The organism is Pseudomonas sp. B21-048, assembly GCF_024748615.1.
Lineage (GTDB): Bacteria > Pseudomonadota > Gammaproteobacteria > Pseudomonadales > Pseudomonadaceae > Aquipseudomonas.
Map to the genome: position 1 here is coordinate 3,867,445 of NZ_CP087168.1, position 22,329 is coordinate 3,889,773.

The window sequence follows — 22,329 nt, forward strand, 5'->3', positions numbered from 1 at the left end:
TCTGGAGTTCCCATGTCGCTGTCCATCGGGTTGATCGCCACCGTCGCCCTGGCCTATATGGCCATCCTGTTCGCTATCGCCTTTTACGGCGACCGTCGCAGCACGCCGTTGCCGCCACGGGTGCGTGCCTGGGTGTACAGCCTGTCGCTGGCCGTTTATTGCACTAGCTGGACGTTCTTTGGCGCCGTGGGCCAGGCGGCCGAACAACTCTGGTCATTCTTGCCGATCTACCTCGGGCCGATCCTGCTGCTGGTATGCGCGCCGTGGGTCCTGCAAAAAATGGTGATGATCAGCAAACAGGAGAGCATCACCTCGATCGCCGACTTCATCGCCGCCCGCTACGGCAAATCCCAGTCGCTGGCGGTGGTGGTGGCGCTGATCTGTCTGGTCGGCGTGTTGCCCTACATCGCCTTGCAACTCAAGGGTATCGTGCTGGGCGTGAACCTGCTGATCGGCGCCGGTGCCGACGCCATGGGCACGCGCGCGCAAGACACGGCTCTGATCGTGTCCCTGGTGCTGGCACTGTTCACCATCGTTTTCGGTACCCGCAACCTCGACGCCACCGAACACCACCGCGGCATGGTGCTGGCCATTGCCTTTGAGTCGCTGGTCAAGCTGTTCGCTTTTCTCGCCGTGGGCGCGTACGTGACCTATGGCTTGTATGACGGTTTCGACGACCTGTTCGATCAGGCCATGCTCGCCCCCCGCCTCGAAGCGTACTGGAAAGAAACCATCAACTGGCCGTCAATGGTGGTGCAGACCGGTGTAGCAATGATGGCGATCATCTGCCTGCCCCGGCAGTTCCACGTGACCGTGGTGGAAAACATCGATCCCCAGGACCTGCGCCTGGCCAAGTGGGTGTTCCCGGCCTATCTGGCACTGGCGGCATTGTTTGTCGTGCCGATCGCGCTGGCCGGTCAGATGTTGCTGCCCAGTTCGGTGTTGCCGGACTCATTCGTCATCAGCCTTCCCCTGGCCGAATCTCACCCGGCTCTGGCGATGCTGGCGTTTATCGGCGGGGCTTCGGCAGCTACCGGGATGGTGATCGTGGCCAGTGTGGCACTGTCGACCATGCTTTCCAACGACCTGCTGCTGCCCTGGTTACTGCGGCGTAACAACGCCGAGCGGCCGTTCGAAGTGTTCCGCCAGTGGATGCTGTCGGTGCGCCGGCTGAGCATCGTGATCATTCTGCTGCTGGCCTACGTCAGTTATCGACTGCTGGGTTCGACCGCGAGCCTGGCGACCATCGGCCAGATCGCCTTCGCCGCCGTGACCCAACTGGCCCCGGCCATGCTCGGCGCGCTGTATTGGAAACAGGCTAACCGTCGCGGGGTGTTCGCCGGACTGGCCGCCGGCACGTTCCTGTGGTTCTACACCCTTGTGTTGCCGATCGCCGCCAATAGTCTCGGCTTGCCTCTGAGCAGTTTTCCGGGCCTGGCATGGCTGCAAGGCAACCCGTTGAACCTGCCGATCACGCCGCTGACTCAAGGCGTGGTGCTGTCCCTGGCGGGCAACTTCACCTTGTTCGCCTGGGTTTCGGTGCTGTCGCGCACGCGGGTTTCGGAGCACTGGCAGGCCGGCCGCTTCATTGGCCAGGAAATCAGCGCCCGCCCCAACGCCCGTTCAATGCTGGCGGTACAAATCAACGATTTGCTGGAACTGGCCGCCCGTTTTGTCGGCGAAGAACGCGCTCGTCAGAGCTTCATCCGTTTCGCCTACCGTGAGGGCAAAGGCTTCAACCTGAACCAGAACGCCGACAGCGAATGGATCGCCCATACCGAACGCTTGCTGGCCGGTGTGCTCGGCGCCTCTTCTACCCGAGCGGTGGTAAAAGCCGCCATTGAAGGTCGGGAGATGCAACTAGAGGATGTCGTGCGGATTGCCGATGAAACCTCGGAAGTGCTGCAGTTCAACCGCGCCCTGCTGCAAGGCGCCATCGAAAACATTACCCAGGGTATCAGCGTGATCGACCAGTCGCTGAAACTGGTGGCCTGGAACCGGCGCTACCTTGAGTTATTCAACTACCCCGACGGTTTGATCAGCGTTGGCCGGCCGATTGCCGACATCATTCGCTACAACGCCGAGCGCGGTCTGTGCGGCCCCGGCGAAGCCGAAGTGCATGTCGCCCGTCGTCTGCACTGGATGCGTCAGGGCCGCGCCCATACCTCCGAACGATTGTTCCCCAATGGACAAGTGATCGAGCTGATCGGTAACCCGATGCCCGGCGGCGGTTTTGTCATGAGTTTCACCGACATCACCGCGTTCCGCGAGGCCGAGCAGGCACTGACCGAAGCGAACGAAGGCCTCGAGCAACGGGTCATCGAACGGACCCACGAATTGTCGCAACTCAACATTGCCCTGACCGAAGCCAAAGGCACCGCCGAATCGGCCAACCAGTCGAAAACCCGTTTTCTGGCCGCCGTCAGCCATGACTTGATGCAACCGCTGAATGCTGCGCGATTGTTCTCTGCCGCCCTCTCCCACCAGGAGGACAGCTTATCCAGTGAGGCGCAAAAACTGGTTCACCACCTGGACAGTTCGCTACGCTCGGCCGAAGACCTGATCAGCGACCTGCTGGACATTTCCCGCCTGGAAAACGGCAAGATCAACCCTGATCGCAAGCCCTTCGAGCTCAATGCGTTGTTCCATACACTGGGTGCCGAGTTCAAGGCACTGGCTCAAGAACAGGGGCTGAAATTCCGCGTCAGGGGTAGCGCGTTACGCGTCGACAGCGACATCAAACTGCTGCGACGGATTCTGCAGAACTTCCTGACCAATGCCTTCCGCTACGCCAAAGGGCCGGTGTTGCTCGGTGTTCGGCGACGCAATGGCGAGCTGTGCCTGGAGGTCTGGGACCGCGGGCCGGGCATTCCGGAAGACAAACAACAGATAATTTTCGAAGAGTTCAAACGCCTCGACAGCCACCAGACCCGGGCCGAGAAAGGCCTGGGTCTGGGCCTGGCGATCGCCGACGGGCTGTGTCGCGTATTGGGCCACACCTTGCGCGTGCGCTCCTGGCCGGGTCGCGGCAGCGTGTTCAGTGTCAGCGTGCCGCTGGCTCGGGTACAAGCCACGATGCAGGCCAAAACCGCCGAACTCAATGGCCATGTGCTCAGCGGCGCGCAGGTGCTATGTATCGATAACGAAGACAGCATCCTGATCGGCATGAACAGTTTGCTCACGCGCTGGGGTTGCCAGGTCTGGACCGCGCGCAACCGCGAGGAATGCGCGACGCTGCTTGGCGACGGGGTGCGTCCGCAATTGGCGCTGGTGGATTACCATCTGGACGATGGCGAGACCGGAACCGAGTTGATGGCATGGCTGCGCACGCAGCTGGGCGAGCCGGTGCCAGGAGTGGTGATCAGTGCCGATAGACGGCCGGAGACAGTAGCCCAGGTGCATGCGGCGGGCCTGGATTATCTGGCCAAACCGGTGAAACCGGCGGCGTTGCGGGCGTTGTTGAGTCGGCATTTGCCGTTGTAGGGTGATGATTGAGGTTTGTGTTGCCTTCGAAAAGATCGCAGCCTTCGGCAGCTCAGGATCGGGTTTACACGCGGTCAACGTAGGAGCTGGCGAAGGCTGCGATCTTTTGATCTTTTGAATTTATTCGGGCAATTCGGCCAAGCCATCGACATCCGTCATCGCTCGCTCCAGCAGCTCAGCCGGCAAATTCTTGCTGGCCCGTGCCCCAAGCAGTTTGAGCTGCTCGCTACGACTGACCAGGTTGCCACGGCCTTCTGTCAGCTTATTGCGTGCAGCGCTGTAGGCCTTGTCCAGTTGCTGCAGGCGGTTGCCGACCTCGTCCAGATCCTGAATAAACAACACGAACTTGTCGTACAGCCAACCGGCGCGCTCGGCGATTTCCCGGGCGTTCTGGCTCTGGCGCTCCTGCTTCCACAGGCTGTCGATAACCCGCAAAGTGGCCAGCAACGTGGTTGGGCTGACGATCACGATATTGCGGTCGAATGCCTCCTGAAACAGCGTCGGCTCAGCCTGCAACGCCGCAGAAAACGCCGCTTCGATCGGGACGAAAAGCAGAACGAAATCCAGACTGTGCAAGCCGTCGAGCCGCTTGTAATCCTTGCCGGCCAAGCCTTTGACGTGAGTGCGCAGGGACAGCACGTGCTGCTTGATGGCGATCTGGCCGATGGCATCGTCCTCGGCCGCTACATATTGCTGATAGGCCGTGAGGCTGACCTTGGAATCGACCACGACCTGCTTGTCGCCGGGCAGGTAAATAATCACATCCGGCTGAAAACGCTCACCGTCCGGCCCCTTGAGATTGACCTGGGTCTGGTACTCACGGCCCTTCTCCAGCCCCGCATGCTCAAGCACCCGCTCGAGAATCAGTTCGCCCCAGTTACCTTGGGTTTTCTGTCCTTTCAAGGCCCGCGTCAGGTTGGTGGCTTCGTCGCTCAGGCGCAGGTTCAGTTGTTGCAGCCGTTCCAGTTCCTTGGCCAGGGAAAAGCGCTCGCGGGCTTCAGCCTGATAACTTTCCTCGACGCGTTTTTCGAACGACTGGATGCGCTCTTTCAACGGATCGAGCAACTGCCCCAAACGCTGCTGACTGGTTTCGGCAAAACGCTGCTCACGCTCGTCGAAGATCTTGCCCGCCAGCTCGGCGAATTGTGCGCGCAGCTCGTCTCGCGAGCCTTGCAGGTCGTTGAGGCGCTGCTGATGGCCTTCCTGCTGCTCTCGCAGCTCGGCGTTAAGGGAAGCGGCCTGAGCGTCGAGGCGACGCAACTCAGCCTCTTTGCCGGCGCGTTCAATATTCCAGGCGTGGGCCGCGTCGCGGGCATCGTCGCGTTCGATCTGGAGCAGCTCGACTTCACGACGCACGGCGGCCAGATCGGCCTGTTTGGCGGCGTTGGCCTGACTCAGGTCAGCGACTTCATCACGGCAAGTGTCAAGCTGAGCATTCAAACCGTCTTGCGTCAGCAGGGCAATGGCGAGGCGCTCTTCCAGCAGCGCCCGCTTGGCCTGTCCCGCGCTCGCCCGCCGCTGAAGTTGCCAGGCCAATACCAGTAACGGCAGCCCAGCGCCCGCCAGCCCCAGCAATGCGCTGGTCAAGTCCATAGCCATAGCCACTCCTGCCGATTAAATAAGGCGTGAAGGTTAACCAAGGCGTCAGGTCTTGGACAGCTCAGTCTTCGGTCCGGCCGAGTTCCTGTTGCGCGCGTCGGTCGCCCGCACGTGCAGCCTGACGCAACAGCTCCTGGCCAATGCGGCGATCCCGGGTGTTCCCGCATTCGCGACACATCAGCTGCCCGAGACGGCTTTGCGCAGCCACGATACCTTCACGGGCAGGCTGCTTGAGCAAGCGTCCGGCGAAGTGTTTGACGTTGGTGTTTTCACCCAGGCGCGGGCTGTCCAGTAGCCACTCGGCCACGCGCATCGAAAAACGTTTGGGAGGGTTAATACTGGAGGGGGGCGAGGCAGTAGAGGCTGATACTGAACGAAACTTCATAAAGCACTGTGGGCAGATCGGAAGGCGCGCCACTCTACTCTTTTTTCGTACGGGTAAAGTCGAAAAAGCCTGCACGCCCGTCCTAGAGCAAGCGCTTGGGACAATCCACAGAAGCTGTGGATAACTCAGTGGACAACCTCCTTTGAACTCGCGCAAAGCCCTATGGAATGGGGCTCGCAGTCAAACTGACGATTTTTTCACCAGTAAAAAAAAGCGATGTTTTTCATTGACTTAAATTTTCGTTACAGGCACCCACTCCCATTGAGACGCGGATGACAGTGGGATGACAGCCCGCGCAACTTATGTGCACAAGTCTCTACGAGACGGTTATATCGGTGCGCTTTTTCGGCGCTTTTTTCGGTCACATCCGGGGGAAAACCCGGGCAACCCGCATTACCGATTGATCCTGGCTCTGTCCTTGTCGTGGATCATTGGTCGGGGTACCGCGCTATTACGGGGCATTAGTCTGCTCTTACGTGAGGTCACTCGAAACTTGTCGACGGGCACTTCTGCCTTTTTTTACATATCGACTTCCCTTCGGCCTTTCAATCCGTTAGTATCCGCGGCGTTAGTACCAAGCTGAAAGTCAATTCTGGTCGAATAAATCCTCCGGTCAGCCTTCTCTGAGAGAAGCCTCCACCGACAAAAACGGGATCGACCACCTCGATGGTTTCCAGGTAAATCTTGCGCCAACACAGCCTTTGAATCGAAAGCAAAGGGTGTTGCCAAGCTCACTTACTCTGACCGAACCAGCCTGCAAATTGATCAGGATCTTCACCCCGGGCCCAGAACCTTTGCCCTTGATGTGTTGCCTGCCCTCCTAAGTACCTACCTGCCAGCCCAAGCGCGCCAACTTATCAGCGCTTCAAACTGGCTGCTTTGTTCCAGTCGGGTTCTTCGTTCGACCAATGGTGGTCGTCGTCACTGGAACGTTTTAACTTTGCACGGTTCTTATCCGTGTCGCTTGTAGGAACACCCATTATGTCCACTCAAATCCACACCCAGGATGCCATTCGCACCCTAACCAACGCTTTTGCTCCAATGAACTGCCTGATCATGGCCGCTCGCAAAGGCTGCTTCAGCTTCACGCTGGTCAACGAACACGGCATCGCTCGTCACAGCGAACGCCTGTACCCCGACCAATACTCCAGCGCAGAACCGCTGCAGGCTGTGATCGAGCGTACTCGCCAGGCACTGGTTGCCTGAGACGCCAGAAAGACTGAAAACCTCAAAAGCCCTGCTGAAAAGCGGGGCTTTTTATTGCCCGTTATTTCTCATTTCATGGCATTCGGCTAAGCACCAACCGATATAACGGTTATAACTCGAAGCTGGAAATATTTTAAAAACAGTCCTTTACAGCAAAATTATGACACTACACTTCAACTCAAGCGGCTTGATCCGCTTCCGGCGAGCCTGAATCGATCCACTGCTGCCAAGGCCCCCTTCAGGTATCGCCGATCACTTCAAGATTCGAGGGCATTATGGGTATCGCTGCCAGCGAACTGTGCCGTTATGTGATTCGTCCGACATTGATCTACCTCGGACGCCACAGCGCGACCGCCGAATCCCTGCTACTGGGCATCGCCGCCAGTCAGTCTGCCCTTGGTTCGGCCCTGCATGACCGTCGTGGACATGGCCTGTACCGAATCGCCGAACCCCGCCACCAAGCCCTTTGGGATCATTACCTGGCCCTGGACCCGGATCGGGCGAGCCTGGTACGCGGCTTGGCCAGCCAGCATGCTTTTCTCAGCGGCCCGCACCTGGAATTGACCGTGAACCTGCGTTACGCCACCGCCATCGCCTGGCTGCTGGTAGAAGAGCAGAACACGCCCCTCCCCGCTTCCGATGACTTGCTGGGAATGGCCCGAATCTGGCGCCAGACCTTTCAGCCCCAAGGACGTTTGCGAGATTTTACCTGCGCCTGGCAAACCTGCGTGTCGTCATTGAATCAACTCGCCTGCTGATCCACCCGTTTTTCGAATATCGCACAACAGGTAGCGATTCTGGTCGGATTGTCCTACAAAACCGCTCTAACTCAAGCGAAACAGGCTATAGCGCCCGGACAAAAATGTTGGTAATTTTCGCCCCGGTGATCACCAGGAGTTCTAATAATGAAAAAAGTAATGCTCAAAACCACCCTTAGCCTCGCCGTTGCCTTGGCATCCACTCAACTCTTTGCAAGTGGCTTTGCCATCAACGAACAAAGCATCAGCGGTATGGGTACAGGTTTTGCCGGGCGATCCTCCTCTGCCGACGATGCAAGCACCATTTTTGGCAACCCTGCCGGCATGTCTCGCCTCAAGCGCGAACAGGTAACTGGCGGCGTCGCACTGCTTGACGCACATACCGACATCAGCGACGCGAGCTCCAGACCCAACAGCGGCAGCAACGATGGCGACATGGTTCCCCTCGTTGCCGTACCAATGGGCTATTACGTCAAGCCAATCGATGAGCATTGGGCATTCGGCGTTGGCATGTACGCCCCGTTCGGGCTGGTGACCGACTACGAGAACGGCTTTGCCGGCCGTTATTTCGGCAGCAAGAGCGAGGTGAAAGTCATGACCTTGCAACCGACCGTCAGCTATGCCTTCAACGACAAGGTGTCGATCGGCTTCGGTCCGACCATCAACCGCATTACCGGCACCCTGGAATCGAACCTGTCGATCACCCAGGCCGCGCCGGACGGCAAGGTCAAGATCAAGGGCGACGACACCGCACTGGGCTACAACATCGGCATCCTGGTTCAAGCCACCGACAGCACCCGCGTCGGCCTGACCTACCACTCGAAAGTGAAATACAAGCTCGAAGGCGACACCAAGGTGAACTACAACGCTCTCGCGGCAGTGGGCCAGAACCCAAGCCAGAAGTACGACGCCTCACTGGACCTGACCACGCCCGAGTCGGTCGACCTCTCGCTCACTCATCAACTGGATGACAAGTGGACGCTTTACGCAGGCAGCACCTGGACGCGCTGGAGCCGCCTGAAAGAAATCTCCGTCGACAACAAAGGTGTTCCACGCCTCCTGAATGGCCAGTTCGGCACCATCACCGAAGAGCAGAATTGGCACGACACCTGGGCTCACGCCATTGGCGCGTCCTACCAGCTGAACAAGGAATGGGTATTGCGTACCGGCCTGTCCTTCGACCAGGCTCCCACCAACAACGTCAACCGTTCCCCACGTATCCCGACGGGCGATCGCAAGATTTTCAGCCTGGGCGCCGGCTGGAGCCCGACCGACGACCTGACTATCGACCTTGCGTATTCGTACCTGCGCGAAGAGTCGGTCAAGGTCAACAACAGCAACAACCGTGGCCAGACTTACAACGCCAAGTATGAAAACTGGGCGAACGGTTTCGGTGTAGGCGCGACCTATCGTTTCTGATGGCTCGCGGCGAGCTTGACTCGCTCGCCGCCTGAATCGAAAAGCCCCGCTCTCTTGTACAGAGGCGGGGCTTTTTAGTGGCTGCCAATCAGGGTTTCGACGCGAGGGCTTTGGCAGTCTCTGCACCGCTAGCAAGCACCCATGCCCAACTGCATCAATGCCAGGCCTCCCTGATGCCAGCCCCACCACGCCAAGGCCAGCAGCAGTACGCCGATGGCGATGACAGCCATCCGCGGCCAGAGACTGTTCATGCTGCACTCATCCGGGTTTGCAGACGTGCCACCGGCTGCTCGCGCACCGGCCAGTTCAGGGCTGCGGCCACCAGACTCAAGAGAATAGCTACCTGCCAGATCAAGTCGTAACGCCCGGTTCGGTCATACACCACCCCGCCCAACCAGCCGCCGAGGAACGAGCCGAGCTGGTGGAAGAGGAAAACGATCCCACCGAGCATGGACAAATTTCGCACACCGAACAAGGTCGCCACCGTGCCGTTGGTCAAGGGCACCGTCGACAACCAGAGAAAGCCCATGGCCATGCCGAACAAATAAGCCGTGACCTGAGTGACCGGCGCCCAGAGGAACAGCACAATCACCACCGCCCGCAACAGATACAGAGCAGTGAGCAGGCGCGGTTTGGACATCCGCCCGCCGAGCCAGCCTGCTGTGTAGGTGCCGAAGATATTGAACAGCCCGATCAGCGCCAGCACCGTGGTGCCGACAGTGGCCGGCAAGTGTTGGTCCACCAGATAGGCCGGCAGATGCACGCCAATGAACACCACTTGAAAACCGCAGACAAAAAAACCGAACGCCAACAGCCAGAAACCTGAATGAGAACAAGCTTCGCGTAGCGCTTCAGAGAGGGTTTGCTCGTGCCCCAGAACCGGCAGCGGCTTATCCTTGAGCATGCTCACCAACGGCACGATCAGCGCCACCACCAGGCCCAACACCAGCAATGCCGCGGACCAGCCAAGCCAGCCGATCAGCCCCAGCGTACCGGGCAACATGGCGAATTGACCGAAAGAACCGGCCGCGCTGGCGATGCCCATGCCTATGCTGCGTTTTTCCGGCGGCACGGCACGGCCAACCACACCGAGGATGACCGAAAACGAGGTGCCGGACAGGCCGATGCCGATCAACACCCCGGCGCTCAAGGACAAGGTCACCGCCGAATCGGACAGCCCCATGAACACCAGACCCAAGGCGTACAGAACACCACCGATCAACACCACTTTCGCGGCGCCAAAGCGGTCGGCCAGCGCACCGGTGAACGGCTGCGCCAGACCCCAGATCAGATTCTGCAGGGCAATGGCGAAGGCAAACACTTCGCGGCCCCAGCCGAATTCGGCACTCATGGGCGCCAGAAACAGCCCGAAGCCGTGTCGCACGCCCAGGGACAACGCCAGAATCAGCGCACTGCCCAACAGCACCCAACCGCATGTACGCCACATTGATGTCATTCTTGTTCTCCGTTAGCGGGTATATACCCGCTTAAAGACCGAAAAAACTGGCCTCAGGCCAGTTCATCCAGCAGTTTCAGCAAGGTCTCACGCTTCTCGGCACCCAGACGGTCAATCAACCGCTGCTGCGCCGCTTCCCAAGCCGGCAAGGCCGCTGCCAGACGTTCGCGCCCGGTCTCGGTGAGCAGGACAATACGGTTGCGCATATCCTCGCCTTCGACCAGCGTCACCAGGCCTTCGCCCTCCAACACCCGCAGATTGCGCCCAAGGGTGCTGCGATCCAGGCCCATGGCCTCGGCCAGAGACGAGATGCTCGGCTGATCCAGACGCTGCAGATTGCACAGCAGAGAATACTGGGCAACGTTGATCCCGAAGCCGTCGAGGGCGCCGTCATAATGCCTGCTGACGCCCCGAGCGGCGCGGCGCAGGTTGGTACACAAACATTGAGAAGGAAGCATGATGCGTGTATATACCCGCGGTTAAATGAAAGCAAATTTTTTGAAACATATTACCGTAGGAGCAGTGCAAGCCCCACTAGCACCGCCACCTCCAGCAATTCCAACAATGCCCCCGCCGTATCGCCGGTTGTCCCGCCCAATCGCCGCACCATCACTTGCCGCAACCAGACAAACAGCGCGGTCGCCAACGCAAGCGCCCCTATGCCGCTGAGGCCAGCCATCAACACGCAAGCCACCGCACTGATCACCAACACCTGTTTGCCGGCTAAACGCGGCAGATGATCGGCCAGCGCCTGCCCCAGTCCACCCGGACGCACATAAGGCGTGGTGAGGAATAATCCCAGTAATGCGCTACGGCTAATCAATGGAACGATAATCAGGGCCACGCTGTGCTGCTGCTCGATCAGCGCCAGCAATGCGGCGAACTTGAGCAGCAATACCAGCACCAGCGTCACCACGGCGATCGGCCCGCTACGTGGGTCTTTCATGATGGTCAGGGTGCGTTCACGGTCGCCGTAGCCACCGAGCCAAGCATCGGCGCTATCGGCCAGACCATCCAGATGCAACGCGCCGCTGAGTACCACCCAAACACAGAGCAGCAGTGCGGCGTGAAGCAATAATGGCGTGCCCAGCAATAGCCAGTTCAGCCCCCACAGAATCGCGCCGAACAGCAAACCGACCAGCGGATAAAACAGCAGCGACCGACCCAGCTCCTCGGGCGCCGGCATGCCCGGCAGACGAATCGGCAGGCTGCTCAAAAATTGCAGGGCGATCCAGAACGGCAACATGGTCAAATCGCTTCCCTTAACAAGACACCGGACTCGACCGACAGCGAGAACAGCGCGCCATGGCCGACCTCAACGCTGAGCAACTGCTCGCGTGGCAATCCGCGTGCTTGAGCCAGCAACAAACGCATGACGCCGCCATGGCTGATCAGCAAGATTCGTTCACCCGCATAGGCCGCGTGCAGCCGTTCGATGGCCGCCAGCACTCGCGCAGAAAAGTCCGCCACCGGCTCACCGTCTGGCGGCGTGAACAAATAAGGATCGGCCCAGAACAAGCCCAACGCCTCGGCGCTGGTTTCCATCAACGCCGCCGCGCTCTGCCCTTCCCAGGCGCCAAAGTGTAGCTCTTGCAGATCCTTATCCAGCTGCACCGGCAAACCCAGTTGCGTCCCCAGTTCTTCAGCAAAGCGCGCGCAACGCTGCAACGGCGAACTGACCAGTCGATCCCAGGGCCCCTGCTCGATCACCGCAGCGCGCATCTGCTCCCAGCCCTTGCCGGTCAGCGCATCGTCGAGGCTGCCGCGCAAACCGCCGCCGAGTTCGGTTTCGCCGTGGCGCAACAGGTCCAGGCGCAAAGTCATGCCGGGCGATCCGCCACCGCGGCTTCGGCGAACGTCGCCATCTGCCCGTGCAGGTCGCAGGCCAGACGCAACAATGGCACGGCCAATGCCGCACCACTGCCCTCACCCAACCGCAAGCCGAGGTCCAGCAACGGTTCAGCGTTCAGGGTTTCGAGCACATGGCGATGACCCGGCTCGGCGCCACGATGACCGAACAACAACCACTCACGACAGGCAGGATTCAAACGCACCGCCACCAACGCGGCGACACTGCAAATAAACCCGTCGACCAACACCGCGACACCTTCCTGAGCACAGGCCAGGTACGCGCCGACCAGCGCAGCGATTTCGAAACCGCCGAGGTTGAACAAGGTCTGCAGCGCATCGCTACGTTGAGCGCCATGCAACGCCAAGGCGCGTTCGATGACCTCGGCTTTATGGCTGACACCCGCCGCGTTCAATCCGGTACCCGGCCCGGCCAGATGCACCACCGGGCAATCGAGCAACGCACAGGCCAACGCGCTGGCCGAAGTGGTGTTGCCGATGCCCATTTCGCCACCGATGAACAACTGCGCGCCGGCCGCGATGGCGCGCTGCACACTGTCGCGGCCGGCCTCCAAGGCGAGCTCACCCTGAGCCTGAGTCATCGCCGGCCCATGGACGAAATTCGCCGTGCCCGGGCCGATGTTCAGGTGACGCACACCCGGCAGATTCAACGACGGCGTGACGGTGCCGAGGTCGACCACTTCAAGAGAAGCACCCAACTGCCGCGCCAACACGCTGATCGCCGCGCCGCCGCTGACAAAGTTGTGCAGCATCTGCCCGGTGACCTCCTGCGGAAACGCCGACACGCCTTCGGCGACCACACCATGGTCACCGGCAAAAATCGCGATCCATAGCTGATCGAGCGTCGGCTTGACCTGCCCCTGCAACCCGGCCAATTGCACCGCCACCGATTCGAGCCGGCCGAGCGAGCCGGCAGGCTTGGTCAGTTGCTGTTGACGCGCCTGCGCCTGTTCGACCGCTTGCGCGTCGATTGGCTTGCATGGGTTCAGCCACCAGGAGTGAGTCATAACGCAGTTCCTTTCAAAGTCAGGGGCAGGCCGGCGACGGTCAGGACGACTCGCTGACAGCGCTCGGCCAAGGCTTGATGCAGCCAACCGGCTTCATCGACATAGCGGCGAGTCAATTCGCCCAGCGGTACGACACCCATCCCGGTCTCGTTGCTGACAAAAATGATCTCACCCGGCAACGATGCCAGGCAGTCCAGCAAAACTTCACGTTCGGCTGACAAGCGCTCGGCATCGTCTAGCATCAGCAGATTGGTCAGCCACAGCGTGAGGCAATCCACCAGCAAGCAACGATCGGCACGGGCGTTTTCGCGCAGCACGCGGGCCAGTTCCAGCGGTTCTTCGATCAACGCCCATTCGACTGGACGACGGGCGCGATGATGGGCCACCCGTTCGTTCATTTCGCCGTCCAGGGGTTGGCTGGTGGCGATGTAGGTGACTTGGAGTTGACTGTCTGAGGCCAGTTTTTCAGCCAGGCGACTTTTGCCGGAGCGGGCGCCGCCGAGGATCAGTTGCAGCATGGTCTATTCCTTAAAATCTTTGGTGTCGGGACGGGCCTCATCGCGGGCAAGTCGGATCGCCGCATCGCCGCTCCCACAAGGATCGAGGCTGTTCACAGATTTTTGTCCACCCACGAAACCTGTGGGAGCGGGCTTGCCCGCGATGGGGCCCGTGCAGCCACCTCAAAACCCACAGAGCTCCCGCAACAACCCGGTATCCAGATGCTTCTCCACCAGATCCGCCAGCCGTTCGATATCGCGCTCGCGCAAGGCGTGGTAATCGACCTCCTGCACATCCTGCAACCCGGCCCAGCGCAACAGCGCACTGCATGCCGCCGGTGACTCGAACAGCCCATGCAGATACGTGCCGAAAATCTGCCCATCGACACTTTGCGCGCCATCGCAGCGACCATCGTCGAGCTGCACCGCGGCGTTTTCCAGCGCCGCCCCAGTGGTCACGCCGGCATGAATTTCATAGCCGCTGACCTCCGCATCCTCCAGCGACAGGCGCCCACGCACATTGCGCAACTGCTTCTCTTCTTCGAGCTGCGTTTCGAACGCCAGCAAGCCCAAACCGGCACTGGAACCCGGCGCGCCTTCGAGGCCCAGCGGGTCGTGCACCTGCTCGCCGAGCATTTGCAGACCGCCGCAGATCCCCAGCACTTTTCCGCCGTAGCGCAAATGCCGCGAGATGGCCGCGTCCCAGCCGTTGGCCCGCAGATACGCGAGGTCGCTGCGCACGCTTTTCGAGCCGGGAAGAATGATCAGATCGGCCGACGGAATCGTCTGGCCGGGACCGATAAATTGCAGATTCACTTGCGGATGCAGGCGCAGCGGATCGAAATCGGTGTGGTTGCTGATGCGCGGCAGTACCGGCACCACCACGCTGAGCACTTGATCGGCCTTGTCGGTCTGACGCTGATCGAGACCGTCCTCGGCCTCAAGATGCAGGTCCATCACATACGGCAAAACGCCGATCACCGGTTTGCCGGTGCGCGCCTCCAGCCAATCGAGGCCTGGTTGCAGCAAGGCGATGTCGCCGCGAAAACGGTTGATGATGAAGCCTTTGACCCGTGCCTGTTCGCTGGGCGACAGCAGCTCCAGCGTACCGACCAAATGCGCGAAAACTCCACCGCGATTGATGTCGGCAATCAGCACGACCGGGCAATCCACCGCCTCAGCAAACCCCATGTTGGCGATGTCGCCGGCGCGCAGGTTGATCTCGGCCGGCGAACCCGCCCCTTCGACCATCACCACCGGATACGCTGCGCTCAGCCGTTCGTGGGAAGCCAGTACCGCCTGCATGGCGATGGCTTTGTAGTCGTGATAGGCGACGGCATTCATGGTGGTGACCGCTCGCCCATGAATGATCACTTGAGCGCCAGTATCGCTATTGGGCTTGAGCAGCACCGGGTTCATGTCGGTGTGCGGCTCGAGGCGAGCGGCCTGGGCCTGCACCGCTTGAGCACGGCCAATCTCGCCACCGTCGGCAGTCACCGCACTGTTGAGGGCCATGTTCTGCGGCTTGAACGGCACGACGCTCACACCCTGACGCGTGACCCAGCGACACAGCGCCGTCACCAGCGTGCTTTTACCGGCGTCGGACGTGGTGCCTTGCACCATCAAAGTCGCGCCTTGCACCATCAACGTAGTCATTGCGCTTCCTTAACACAGGCTTCAAGCGCTTGCTCGAGACGCAGCCAATCCGCTTCATCGGCGGGCAAGCCAAACCGCAGGCTGCTGTTGTGGGTGAACAACCGCAGCAGAATGCCGCGCCGGGCCATGAATTCATGCAGCGCTTCGGCACGCTCGGTAATCAGCCATTGGAACAACGCGCAGCCGCCCTGAGGTTTGAAACCATACTGTTCAAGCAGCAACGCCAGACGCTCGCCGGCCTCGTCAGTACGAATGCGCTGTCGCGTGTGCCCCTCGGTATCCGTCAAGCACGCCTGGCCGAGCACGCGGGTCGGTCCGCTGACCGCCCAAGGTCCGACCTGTTCGGCCAGCAGCTTGAGCAACTTGCGCTCGGCCAGCACAAACCCCAGCCGCACCCCGGCCAGGCCGAAAAATTTGCCAAAGGAGCGCAGCACGATCAAGCCGATCTGATGGGTGAACGGCGCCAGACTCAAATGCGGGGTGTTGTCCATGAATGCCTCATCCACCACCAGCCAGCCACCGCGCTGAGCCAGCCGCGAATGCCAATCCAGCAGGCGAGCCGGGGTCAGGCTCAACCCCGTGGGATTGTTGGGGTTGACCACCACCAGCACGTCGAGACTGTCGAGAAAGAAATCGACTTCCGACTCCAGCACTTCACGCACGATGTAACCGTTGCGACGCCAGGCTTCGGCGTGTTCGGCGTAACACGGCGACAGCACGCCGACCTTGCCGGCCCGGCGCAAACGTGGCAGCAACTGGATCGCCATTTGCGAGCCGGCCACCGGCAACACTTGGACCGCACCGTAATAGTCGCAGGCAGCCTGCTCCAGCCCGTCATCGGTTTCCGGCAACCGCGCCCAAGCCCGCAGCGGGATGTCCGGGACCGGGAATGGCCAAGGCGCCAGGCCACTGGACAGGTCGAGCCAATCGGCTTCGGCAATGCCATATTCAAGCGCCGCCTTGCGCAAGCGACCACCGTGCTCAAGCATAGAACTCAGCCCCCACGCAAAGAATCAGCAGCCATAACCATACCCCGCGCTGGACCAATTGCCAGCCACGGTCGATAGAATCGGCATCCGCCGGCACGCCTTCGCCCAACTGCGGACGCTGATGCAGTTCACCGTGATAAATCGCCGCCCCGCCTAACTCGACGCCCAGCGCACCGGCACCGGCCGCCATCACCGGCCCGGCATTCGGGCTGTCCCAGGTCGGGCCCTGGGTACGCCAGCACTTCAGCGCCAGTCGGGTTTTGCCCAGCAGCGCGTAGGTCAACGCCACCAGGCGTGCGGGCATGTAGTTCAGAACATCATCAATCTTCGCCGCGGCCCAACCGAAACGCTCGAAGCGTTCGTTGCGATAACCCCACATCGCATCGAGGGTGTTGCTCAGACGATAGAGCACCACGCCGGGCGCCCCCGCCACGGCAAACCAGAACAGCGCAGCGAACACCGCATCGCTGCCGTTCTCCAGCACCGATTCGGTGGCGGCGCGGGCGACTTCGGTTTCATCCAGCTCGCTGGTCTGACGGCTGACCAGATAGCCGACGCGTTTGCGCGCCTCGATCAGATCATCGCTGCGCAGGGCCTTGGCCACCGGCTCGACGTGCTCACCGAGGCTGCGCATACCGAGGGCGCAATAGAGCACGAGAATCTCGACGATCCAGCCAACGTAAGGCGCCCAGGAAAGCGCTGTGGCCAGCAAGGTCAGCGGCACGACCGCCATCACCCAGGCCGTAACCCCGTGACTGCGCCAGCCACGGCCAGCGGAGTTGAAACGTTGTTCGATGCGATCGGCAAAACGACCGAACGCCACCAGCGGATGCCAGCGTTTGGGCTCACCCAGCAGCGCATCCAGCGCGACCGCGGCGACACTCAACAACGCCACACTCATTGACTCACTCCCCAATAATTTTCATACAGCAACTCGCTGAGTGGGCGCACTTGCGCCCAGCCTTCGAGTACCAACATCGGCGCCGGATAGAACGCCTCGACCGGCCCCAGGCAAAGAATGGCCAAAGGTTTGGCCCCGGCCGGCAAACCCAGCAAGTCCGCCAGCGCTTGTGGCTCGAACAATGATACCCAACCCATGCCCAGGCCTTCGGCGCGGGACGCCAGCCAAAGGTTCTGGATGGCGCAAGACAGCGAGGCCATGTCCATTTCCGGCAATGTACGACGGCCGAAGATATGTCGCTCGCGATCGTCCATCAGCGCGGCAACCAGCACCTCGGCGCAGTCGTTGATGCCTTCGACCTTGAGCTTCATGAATTCGTCGGAGCGTTCGCCGAGGGCTTCGGCGGTGCGGATGCGTTCCTCTTCCACCAGTTGCTGAATCTTGCCGCGCAGTGCCCGGTCGCTGATGCGGATAAAACGCCAAGGCTGCATCAGGCCAACACTCGGGGCCTGATGCGCGGCTTCGAGCAGACGCCTCAATAACTCGGGCTCGACCGAGCCGCCACTGAAGTGACGCATGTCGCGACGTTCGGCGATGGCTCGGTAGACGGCTGCGCGTTCGGCATCACTGAATGTGTTGTCGGTCATGGCCTGCTCGCGATGGCGGCTTCACGGTCAGGCACAAACAGCGCAGCAATCGCCGATGGATTGGACGGAAAATAAAAATGCACATAAGAGGCCGTCATCCGCCCTTCCCGATAAACCGCCTCAGCCCCTCGCCCGCCATTGGGGCTCAAACCTCGAGCAATCGGCTCAAGTTCAGTGCTGGTCAACGAGTGATGATACGTGTGCCCACGCAACAAACCTTCCGGCAATTCGACCGCCTGCAACGCCAACGCGGCAAGACGCTTCTGCATCACCGCATCACCGGCCAGCAAGCCAACCAGTTCAGCGCGAGTACCCTCGACATCGGTCAAGGAATCCAGCAGATACAGCATGCCGCCACACTCGGCCAGCAACGGTTTGCCCGCTGCGTGATGAGCACGGATCGCGGTCAGCATCGGCGTGTTTTGTGACAACGCCACATGGTGCAATTCGGGGTAACCGCCGGGCAGATAAAGACTGTCTGCCTCCGGCAATTCAGTGTCGCGGATCGGCGAGAAGAAAGACAATTCGGCGCCCATGGCCCGCAGCAGATCCAGGCTCGCGCCGTAGGTAAACGCGAAAGCTTCGTCTCGGGCCACGGCAATCCGCACACCGGCCAGCAACGGTTCGGCGGCGATCATTTCAGGCGCGGCGAATTCCACAGCCGGCGGTAGGGTTACATCGCAACTGCTGGCCAGTGAATCGGCCGCCGCATCAAGGCGCAGATCCAGGTCGTTCAGCTCGCTGGCCTGAACCAGGCCGAGATGCCGACTCGGCAATTCGATCCCGGTCTCCCGGGACAAGGCGCCGTACCAGCGCAAGCCTTCAGTCAGGCTGCCTTCGAGCAACTGCGCATGGCGCACAGTGCCGACCCGGTTGGCCAACACACCGGCAAACGGTAAATCCGGCTGATAACGCGCAAGGCCCAGGGCCAGCGCGCCAAACGTCTGCGCCATCGCGGTGCCGTCGATCACGCCGAGCACCGGCACACCGAAGTGCCGCGCCAGATCGGCACTGGACGGCGTACCGTCGAACAGTCCCATGACGCCTTCGATGAGGATCAGATCGGCTTCGCCCGCGGCCTCCCACAATAGACGCCGACTTTCCTGCTCGCCGACCATCCACATGTCAAGTTGATAAACCGGTGCACCGCTGGCGCGCTCGAGAATCATCGGGTCGAGAAAATCCGGGCCGCATTTGAACACGCGAACCTTGCGCCCCTGATTACGATGCAAACGAGCGAGCGCGGCGGTGACGGTGGTCTTGCCCTGACCGGAGGCCGGCGCGGCGATCAGTACCGCCGGGCATTGACGATGGCTATTCATAAAGTGCAGCTCACAACTCGACGCCTTTTTGCGCTTTGATTCCGGCCTGGAAGGCGTGCTTGATCATGCCCATTTCAGTGACGGTGTCGGCCAGCTCGATCATCTCTGGTTTGGCGCCACGACCGGTGACCACCACGTGCTGCATCGGCGGACGGGCCTGCAAGTCGCTGAGCACCTGATCGAGATCGAGGTAGCCGTGCTTGAGGGCGATGTTCAATTCATCAAGCACCACCAGGCCAATGGCCGGATCACGCAGCAATTCGCGGGACACCGCCCACGCGGCTTCGGCGGCGGCGATGTCACGCTGGCGGTCCTGGGTTTCCCAGGTAAAGCCCTCGCCCATCACATGAAAACGCACTTGCTCCGGGAAGCGCCGGAAGAACAGCTCCTCGCCGGTGCTGGTGCGCCCTTTGATGAACTGCACCACGCCGCACTGCATACCGTGGCCCATCGACCGCGCAAGCATGCCGAACGCCGAGCTGCTTTTGCCTTTGCCGTTGCCGGAAAGCACCAGCAGCAAACCGCATTCATTCGGCGAGTTGGCGATGCGTTCGTCGATCACCGCTTTTTTGCGCAGCATGCGCGCCAGATGGCGTTCGTCACGATCGGGGGTATCAGTCATGGGGGAGCTCTCCGTTGAGGCTGGATAACGGCGGGCAGGCACAAGCATAGACGGCAAGAAGCCTGGCATCGCCCACCGTGATGCCGTTGGATGAATCAGGCCGGTCTCCGGGCTCATGAGCGGCGTTGGCCTGGCTGCGCGCCTTCCCATGTCGACAGTCGACACAGTGGCTCTTGGCGCAGTCTTCACTCATTTACCGTTGCGGGGGCAGCGCCGGGATCATGACTCTTCGTTGCTTGAAGATAGTCACTCACCGGCTTCCCTGTTTCACTCTGTCGACCAAGGTCACAGAGCACCTGAAACAAGCCGCGAAGGTTAGAGGGTTGGGGATGGAGCGTCAATTAAAGCCGGGGCGCCGCTGAGCGAATAACTGCCGTCGATCAATTAACCGACGCCAATCTTGTGCCACACTGCCAGCAGTGATATCAAAGAGCCACAACCTCACAATACACAATAACAAGGGTGAGCCACATGCAAGGCATGATCATCAGCAATCCGAAGCTGGAATTCCTGCGGCCGGTGCTGGAACGCTGGTTTGACTGTATCGACCGCTACAACGCCGTGCGCGGCGATAACGATACACCTTACTGGCACGACGAAAACGCCAACCTCGGCCTGCTCTGCGCCGCGGCCTGGATGGCAGAAATGGTCACGCTGCAACACACGTCGACCCGCAAGCAGAACGAAGAAGGCGAACGTAACGCCCGCGCTGATCTGTTTATCGCCAGCAGCGAACAGCGTGCGTATCTCCAGACCACCCAGCGCTGGCCGCGGGTCAATAGCCTGAACCTGACTCAGGCGCTGGCGGACATCACCAGTGACGCGAAGCGAATCAGTTACGCCAGCGATCTGAAACTCGGCTGTCTGTTTGTCGCCCCACAAAAAGCTCAGCACAGCGCCACCCCGGAAGAACTCCAGGACATGGTCGACGACCTGCAAAAAGAACACAGCTGCGCCGTGGCCTGGTATTTCCCTTACGCGTACCGCAAGTTGCACAATGAAGCCGGCAATTACCACCCAGGGATCGCCGTACTCTTCAAAGAAGCCCACGGCTGACCGGTTGAACCATCGAGCGTCTACGCTTCTCTATGATTACGTCAATGCATTCATAGGGAAGATCAGTAATGCGCAAACCCCAGCTCATGTTCATCATCGCGCTCGCCGGAGGGCTCGCCGCTTGTGGTGAAACTTCCAGACTGCAAGTCTCGGACGGCACAGGTCCCTCACCCAAGCTACCAGAACCGAATAAAACCCTGATCCCGACGGTGAACATCGCCCCGGCGATCGGCTGGCCTGAAGGCAAGAAACCTGTCGCTGCGGCAGGAACTCAAGTGGCGGCGTTTGCCGAAGGCCTCGAGCACCCGCGCTGGCTCTATGTACTGCCCAACGGCGATGTGCTGGTGGCCGAAACCAATGCGCCGCCAAAACCCGATGACGGCAAAGGCATTCGCGGTTGGGTCATGGGCAAAGTCATGGGCCGTGCCGGCGCCGGGGTCCCCAGCCCGAACCGCATCACCCTGCTGCGGGACAAAGACCACGACGGTGTCGCCGAAACCCGCACGGTGTTCCTGGAAAACCTCAACTCGCCCTTTGGCATGACCCTGGTCGGCAATGACCTGTACGTTGCCGACACTGATCGCCTGCTGCGCTTCCACTACGAAAACGGCGAGACGGCGATCAAGTCGCAACCGACCAAGGTGGTCGATTTGCCCGGCGGCACACTGAATCACCACTGGACCAAAAACGTCATCGCCAGCAAGGATGGCAGCAAGCTGTACGTCACCGTGGGCTCGAACAGCAACGTCGGTGAAAATGGCATGGATCAGGAGGAAGGCCGCGCGGCAATCTGGGAAGTGGACCGCGCCACCGGCAACCATCGGATCTTCGCCTCGGGGATTCGCAATCCAAACGGCCTGGCCTGGGAACCTCAGAGCGGCGCACTGTGGACTGCCGTCAACGAGCGTGACGAAATCGGCAGCGACCTGGTGCCGGACTACATCACATCCGTGAAGGACGGTGGGTTCTACGGCTGGCCTTACAGCTATTACGGCCAGCACGTCGACATTCGCGTCGAGCCGCAAAACCCTGATCTGGTAGCCAAGGCCATTGCGCCAGACTACGCGGTGGGGCCACACACCGCGTCACTGGGCCTGACCTTCGCCGAAGGCAGCAAGTTGCCCGCGCCGTTCACTCAAGGTGCCTTCATCGGCCAGCACGGCTCGTGGAACCGCAAACCGCACAGTGGCTACAAAGTGATTTTCGTGCCGTTCAACGCCGGCAAACCGACCGGGCAGCCGGTGGATGTGCTCATTGGTTTCCTCAATGACGAGGAAAAAGCCATGGGCCGACCGGTGGGTGTCGTGATCGATCAGCAAGGAGGCTTGCTGGTGGCGGATGATGTGGGGAACAAGGTGTGGCGCGTTTCCGCAGCCAAGTAAACGTCAAAAGATCGCAGCCTGCGGCAGCTCCTACAGGGTGTACGTCATCCCAACGTAGGAGCTGCCGCAGGCTGC

At 60.6% G+C, this 22,329-nt stretch carries 21 protein-coding genes and 1 riboswitch; of the genes, 6 read left to right on the forward strand and 15 right to left on the reverse strand.

Annotated elements, in window-relative coordinates; translation table 11 throughout:
* Positions 1-12 precede the first annotated feature (12 nt).
* Positions 13-3,483 carry a PAS domain-containing hybrid sensor histidine kinase/response regulator gene (locus tag LOY56_RS18170; RefSeq protein ID WP_258616199.1) on the forward strand — a complete coding sequence of 1,157 codons (3,471 nt, stop codon included), beginning with the start codon at positions 13-15 and terminating at the stop codon, positions 3,481-3,483.
* Between the two features lie 120 nt (positions 3,484-3,603).
* Here LOY56_RS18170 and rmuC read toward each other — a convergent pair whose 3' ends face one another.
* Together rmuC and LOY56_RS18180 are read right to left on the reverse strand one after the other, a co-directional pair.
* Positions 3,604-4,968 (reverse strand): DNA recombination protein RmuC, encoded by a 1,365-nt coding sequence (gene rmuC, locus LOY56_RS18175; protein ID WP_258622766.1) that lies wholly within the window; start codon positions 4,966-4,968, stop codon positions 3,604-3,606.
* Between the two features lie 175 nt (positions 4,969-5,143).
* Positions 5,144-5,467: a sel1 repeat family protein gene (locus LOY56_RS18180; RefSeq protein ID WP_258616201.1), complete on the reverse strand. Its 324-nt coding sequence runs from the start codon at positions 5,465-5,467 to the stop codon at positions 5,144-5,146.
* Between the two features lie 981 nt (positions 5,468-6,448).
* On the opposite strand from LOY56_RS18180, the gene LOY56_RS18185 reads away from it, so the two are divergent.
* From LOY56_RS18185 to LOY56_RS18195, 3 genes are all read left to right on the forward strand, one after another.
* Complete coding sequence (locus tag LOY56_RS18185; protein ID WP_007898912.1) at positions 6,449-6,673, forward strand: hypothetical protein; 225 nt, start codon at positions 6,449-6,451, stop codon at positions 6,671-6,673.
* A 275-nt stretch (positions 6,674-6,948) separates the two neighbouring features.
* Complete coding sequence (locus LOY56_RS18190; RefSeq protein ID WP_258616202.1) at positions 6,949-7,431, forward strand: hypothetical protein; 483 nt, start codon at positions 6,949-6,951, stop codon at positions 7,429-7,431.
* A 147-nt stretch (positions 7,432-7,578) separates the two neighbouring features.
* The gene (locus tag LOY56_RS18195; RefSeq protein ID WP_258616206.1) at positions 7,579-8,850 is read left to right on the forward strand and encodes an OmpP1/FadL family transporter; all 1,272 of its coding nucleotides are present in this window, start codon (positions 7,579-7,581) and stop codon (positions 8,848-8,850) included.
* A gap of 128 nt (positions 8,851-8,978) precedes the next feature.
* Here the strand turns inward: LOY56_RS18195 and LOY56_RS18200 are convergent, their stop codons facing one another.
* From LOY56_RS18200 to cobO, 13 genes are all read right to left on the reverse strand, one after another.
* Positions 8,979-9,101, reverse strand: a complete 123-nt coding sequence (locus LOY56_RS18200) for a hypothetical protein (RefSeq protein ID WP_007898919.1) — start codon at positions 9,099-9,101, stop codon at positions 8,979-8,981.
* The gene (locus LOY56_RS18205; protein ID WP_258616209.1) at positions 9,098-10,306 is read right to left on the reverse strand and encodes an MFS transporter; all 1,209 of its coding nucleotides are present in this window, start codon (positions 10,304-10,306) and stop codon (positions 9,098-9,100) included. The genes LOY56_RS18200 and LOY56_RS18205 overlap by 4 nt, the downstream gene beginning before the upstream one ends.
* A gap of 53 nt (positions 10,307-10,359) precedes the next feature.
* Positions 10,360-10,764 (reverse strand): MarR family winged helix-turn-helix transcriptional regulator, encoded by a 405-nt coding sequence (locus LOY56_RS18210; RefSeq protein WP_048394362.1) that lies wholly within the window; start codon positions 10,762-10,764, stop codon positions 10,360-10,362.
* 50 nt (positions 10,765-10,814) lie between these two features.
* Complete coding sequence (locus LOY56_RS18215; protein WP_258616210.1) at positions 10,815-11,552, reverse strand: adenosylcobinamide-GDP ribazoletransferase; 738 nt, start codon at positions 11,550-11,552, stop codon at positions 10,815-10,817.
* Positions 11,553-11,554: 2 nt separating this feature from the next.
* Entirely contained in the window at positions 11,555-12,130 is a 576-nt protein-coding gene (cobC, locus tag LOY56_RS18220; RefSeq protein ID WP_258616213.1) for an alpha-ribazole phosphatase family protein, read from the reverse strand.
* The gene (cobT, locus tag LOY56_RS18225) at positions 12,127-13,182 is read right to left on the reverse strand and encodes a nicotinate-nucleotide--dimethylbenzimidazole phosphoribosyltransferase (protein WP_258616214.1); all 1,056 of its coding nucleotides are present in this window, start codon (positions 13,180-13,182) and stop codon (positions 12,127-12,129) included. Before cobT ends, cobC begins: the two co-directional genes overlap by 4 nt.
* On the reverse strand, positions 13,179-13,700 hold the full coding sequence (gene cobU, locus LOY56_RS18230) for a bifunctional adenosylcobinamide kinase/adenosylcobinamide-phosphate guanylyltransferase (RefSeq protein ID WP_258616222.1): 522 nt from the start codon (positions 13,698-13,700) through the stop codon (positions 13,179-13,181). The genes cobT and cobU overlap by 4 nt, the downstream gene beginning before the upstream one ends.
* 162 nt (positions 13,701-13,862) lie before the next feature.
* Positions 13,863-15,323 (reverse strand): cobyric acid synthase, encoded by a 1,461-nt coding sequence (locus LOY56_RS18235; protein WP_408980392.1) that lies wholly within the window; start codon positions 15,321-15,323, stop codon positions 13,863-13,865.
* A gap of 8 nt (positions 15,324-15,331) precedes the next feature.
* Entirely contained in the window at positions 15,332-16,324 is a 993-nt protein-coding gene (gene cobD / locus LOY56_RS18240) for a threonine-phosphate decarboxylase CobD (RefSeq protein ID WP_258616225.1), read from the reverse strand.
* Complete coding sequence (gene cbiB, locus LOY56_RS18245; RefSeq protein ID WP_258616226.1) at positions 16,317-17,225, reverse strand: adenosylcobinamide-phosphate synthase CbiB; 909 nt, start codon at positions 17,223-17,225, stop codon at positions 16,317-16,319. The genes cobD and cbiB overlap by 8 nt, the downstream gene beginning before the upstream one ends.
* Positions 17,222-17,872: a 5,6-dimethylbenzimidazole synthase gene (bluB, locus tag LOY56_RS18250; RefSeq protein ID WP_258616228.1), complete on the reverse strand. Its 651-nt coding sequence runs from the start codon at positions 17,870-17,872 to the stop codon at positions 17,222-17,224. The genes cbiB and bluB overlap by 4 nt, the downstream gene beginning before the upstream one ends.
* Entirely contained in the window at positions 17,869-19,194 is a 1,326-nt protein-coding gene (locus LOY56_RS18255) for a cobyrinate a,c-diamide synthase (RefSeq protein WP_258616229.1), read from the reverse strand. The genes bluB and LOY56_RS18255 overlap by 4 nt, the downstream gene beginning before the upstream one ends.
* A gap of 10 nt (positions 19,195-19,204) precedes the next feature.
* Positions 19,205-19,816: a cob(I)yrinic acid a,c-diamide adenosyltransferase gene (gene cobO, locus LOY56_RS18260; RefSeq protein WP_008071512.1), complete on the reverse strand. Its 612-nt coding sequence runs from the start codon at positions 19,814-19,816 to the stop codon at positions 19,205-19,207.
* 80 nt (positions 19,817-19,896) lie between these two features.
* Positions 19,897-20,131: riboswitch (cobalamin riboswitch) on the reverse strand.
* 156 nt (positions 20,132-20,287) lie between these two features.
* Here cobO and LOY56_RS18265 point away from each other — a divergent pair.
* Together LOY56_RS18265 and LOY56_RS18270 are read left to right on the forward strand one after the other, a co-directional pair.
* Positions 20,288-20,872 (forward strand): hypothetical protein, encoded by a 585-nt coding sequence (locus LOY56_RS18265; RefSeq protein ID WP_258616231.1) that lies wholly within the window; start codon positions 20,288-20,290, stop codon positions 20,870-20,872.
* Positions 20,873-20,940: 68 nt separating this feature from the next.
* A complete protein-coding gene (locus LOY56_RS18270; RefSeq protein ID WP_258616234.1) occupies positions 20,941-22,254 on the forward strand; it encodes a sorbosone dehydrogenase family protein in 1,314 nt (437 codons plus the stop codon).
* Positions 22,255-22,329 lie beyond the last annotated feature (75 nt).

What these genes read in the sequence shown, in the direction of transcription:
- LOY56_RS18205 (WP_258616209.1), bottom strand. Translation starts at nt 10,306, where the DNA reads ATGACATCAATGTGGCGTACATGCGGTTGGGTGCTGTTGGGCAGTGCG.
- cobT (WP_258616214.1), bottom strand. Translation starts at nt 13,182, where the DNA reads ATGACTCACTCCTGGTGGCTGAACCCATGCAAGCCAATCGACGCGCAA.
- LOY56_RS18185 (WP_007898912.1), top strand. Translation starts at nt 6,449, where the DNA reads ATGTCCACTCAAATCCACACCCAGGATGCCATTCGCACCCTAACCAAC.
- LOY56_RS18195 (WP_258616206.1), top strand. Translation starts at nt 7,579, where the DNA reads ATGAAAAAAGTAATGCTCAAAACCACCCTTAGCCTCGCCGTTGCCTTG.
- LOY56_RS18235 (WP_408980392.1), bottom strand. Translation starts at nt 15,323, where the DNA reads ATGGTGCAAGGCGCGACTTTGATGGTGCAAGGCACCACGTCCGACGCC.
- cobU (WP_258616222.1), bottom strand. Translation starts at nt 13,700, where the DNA reads ATGCTGCAACTGATCCTCGGCGGCGCCCGCTCCGGCAAAAGTCGCCTG.
- LOY56_RS18200 (WP_007898919.1), bottom strand. Translation starts at nt 9,101, where the DNA reads ATGAACAGTCTCTGGCCGCGGATGGCTGTCATCGCCATCGGCGTACTG.
- LOY56_RS18265 (WP_258616231.1), top strand. Translation starts at nt 20,288, where the DNA reads ATGCAAGGCATGATCATCAGCAATCCGAAGCTGGAATTCCTGCGGCCG.
- LOY56_RS18170 (WP_258616199.1), top strand. Translation starts at nt 13, where the DNA reads ATGTCGCTGTCCATCGGGTTGATCGCCACCGTCGCCCTGGCCTATATG.
- cobD (WP_258616225.1), bottom strand. Translation starts at nt 16,324, where the DNA reads ATGCTTGAGCACGGTGGTCGCTTGCGCAAGGCGGCGCTTGAATATGGC.
- bluB (WP_258616228.1), bottom strand. Translation starts at nt 17,872, where the DNA reads ATGACCGACAACACATTCAGTGATGCCGAACGCGCAGCCGTCTACCGA.
- LOY56_RS18180 (WP_258616201.1), bottom strand. Translation starts at nt 5,467, where the DNA reads ATGAAGTTTCGTTCAGTATCAGCCTCTACTGCCTCGCCCCCCTCCAGT.
- LOY56_RS18215 (WP_258616210.1), bottom strand. Translation starts at nt 11,552, where the DNA reads ATGTTGCCGTTCTGGATCGCCCTGCAATTTTTGAGCAGCCTGCCGATT.
- cobC (WP_258616213.1), bottom strand. Translation starts at nt 12,130, where the DNA reads ATGACTTTGCGCCTGGACCTGTTGCGCCACGGCGAAACCGAACTCGGC.
- LOY56_RS18270 (WP_258616234.1), top strand. Translation starts at nt 20,941, where the DNA reads ATGCGCAAACCCCAGCTCATGTTCATCATCGCGCTCGCCGGAGGGCTC.
- cobO (WP_008071512.1), bottom strand. Translation starts at nt 19,816, where the DNA reads ATGACTGATACCCCCGATCGTGACGAACGCCATCTGGCGCGCATGCTG.
- cbiB (WP_258616226.1), bottom strand. Translation starts at nt 17,225, where the DNA reads ATGAGTGTGGCGTTGTTGAGTGTCGCCGCGGTCGCGCTGGATGCGCTG.
- LOY56_RS18255 (WP_258616229.1), bottom strand. Translation starts at nt 19,194, where the DNA reads ATGAATAGCCATCGTCAATGCCCGGCGGTACTGATCGCCGCGCCGGCC.
- LOY56_RS18190 (WP_258616202.1), top strand. Translation starts at nt 6,949, where the DNA reads ATGGGTATCGCTGCCAGCGAACTGTGCCGTTATGTGATTCGTCCGACA.
- LOY56_RS18210 (WP_048394362.1), bottom strand. Translation starts at nt 10,764, where the DNA reads ATGCTTCCTTCTCAATGTTTGTGTACCAACCTGCGCCGCGCCGCTCGG.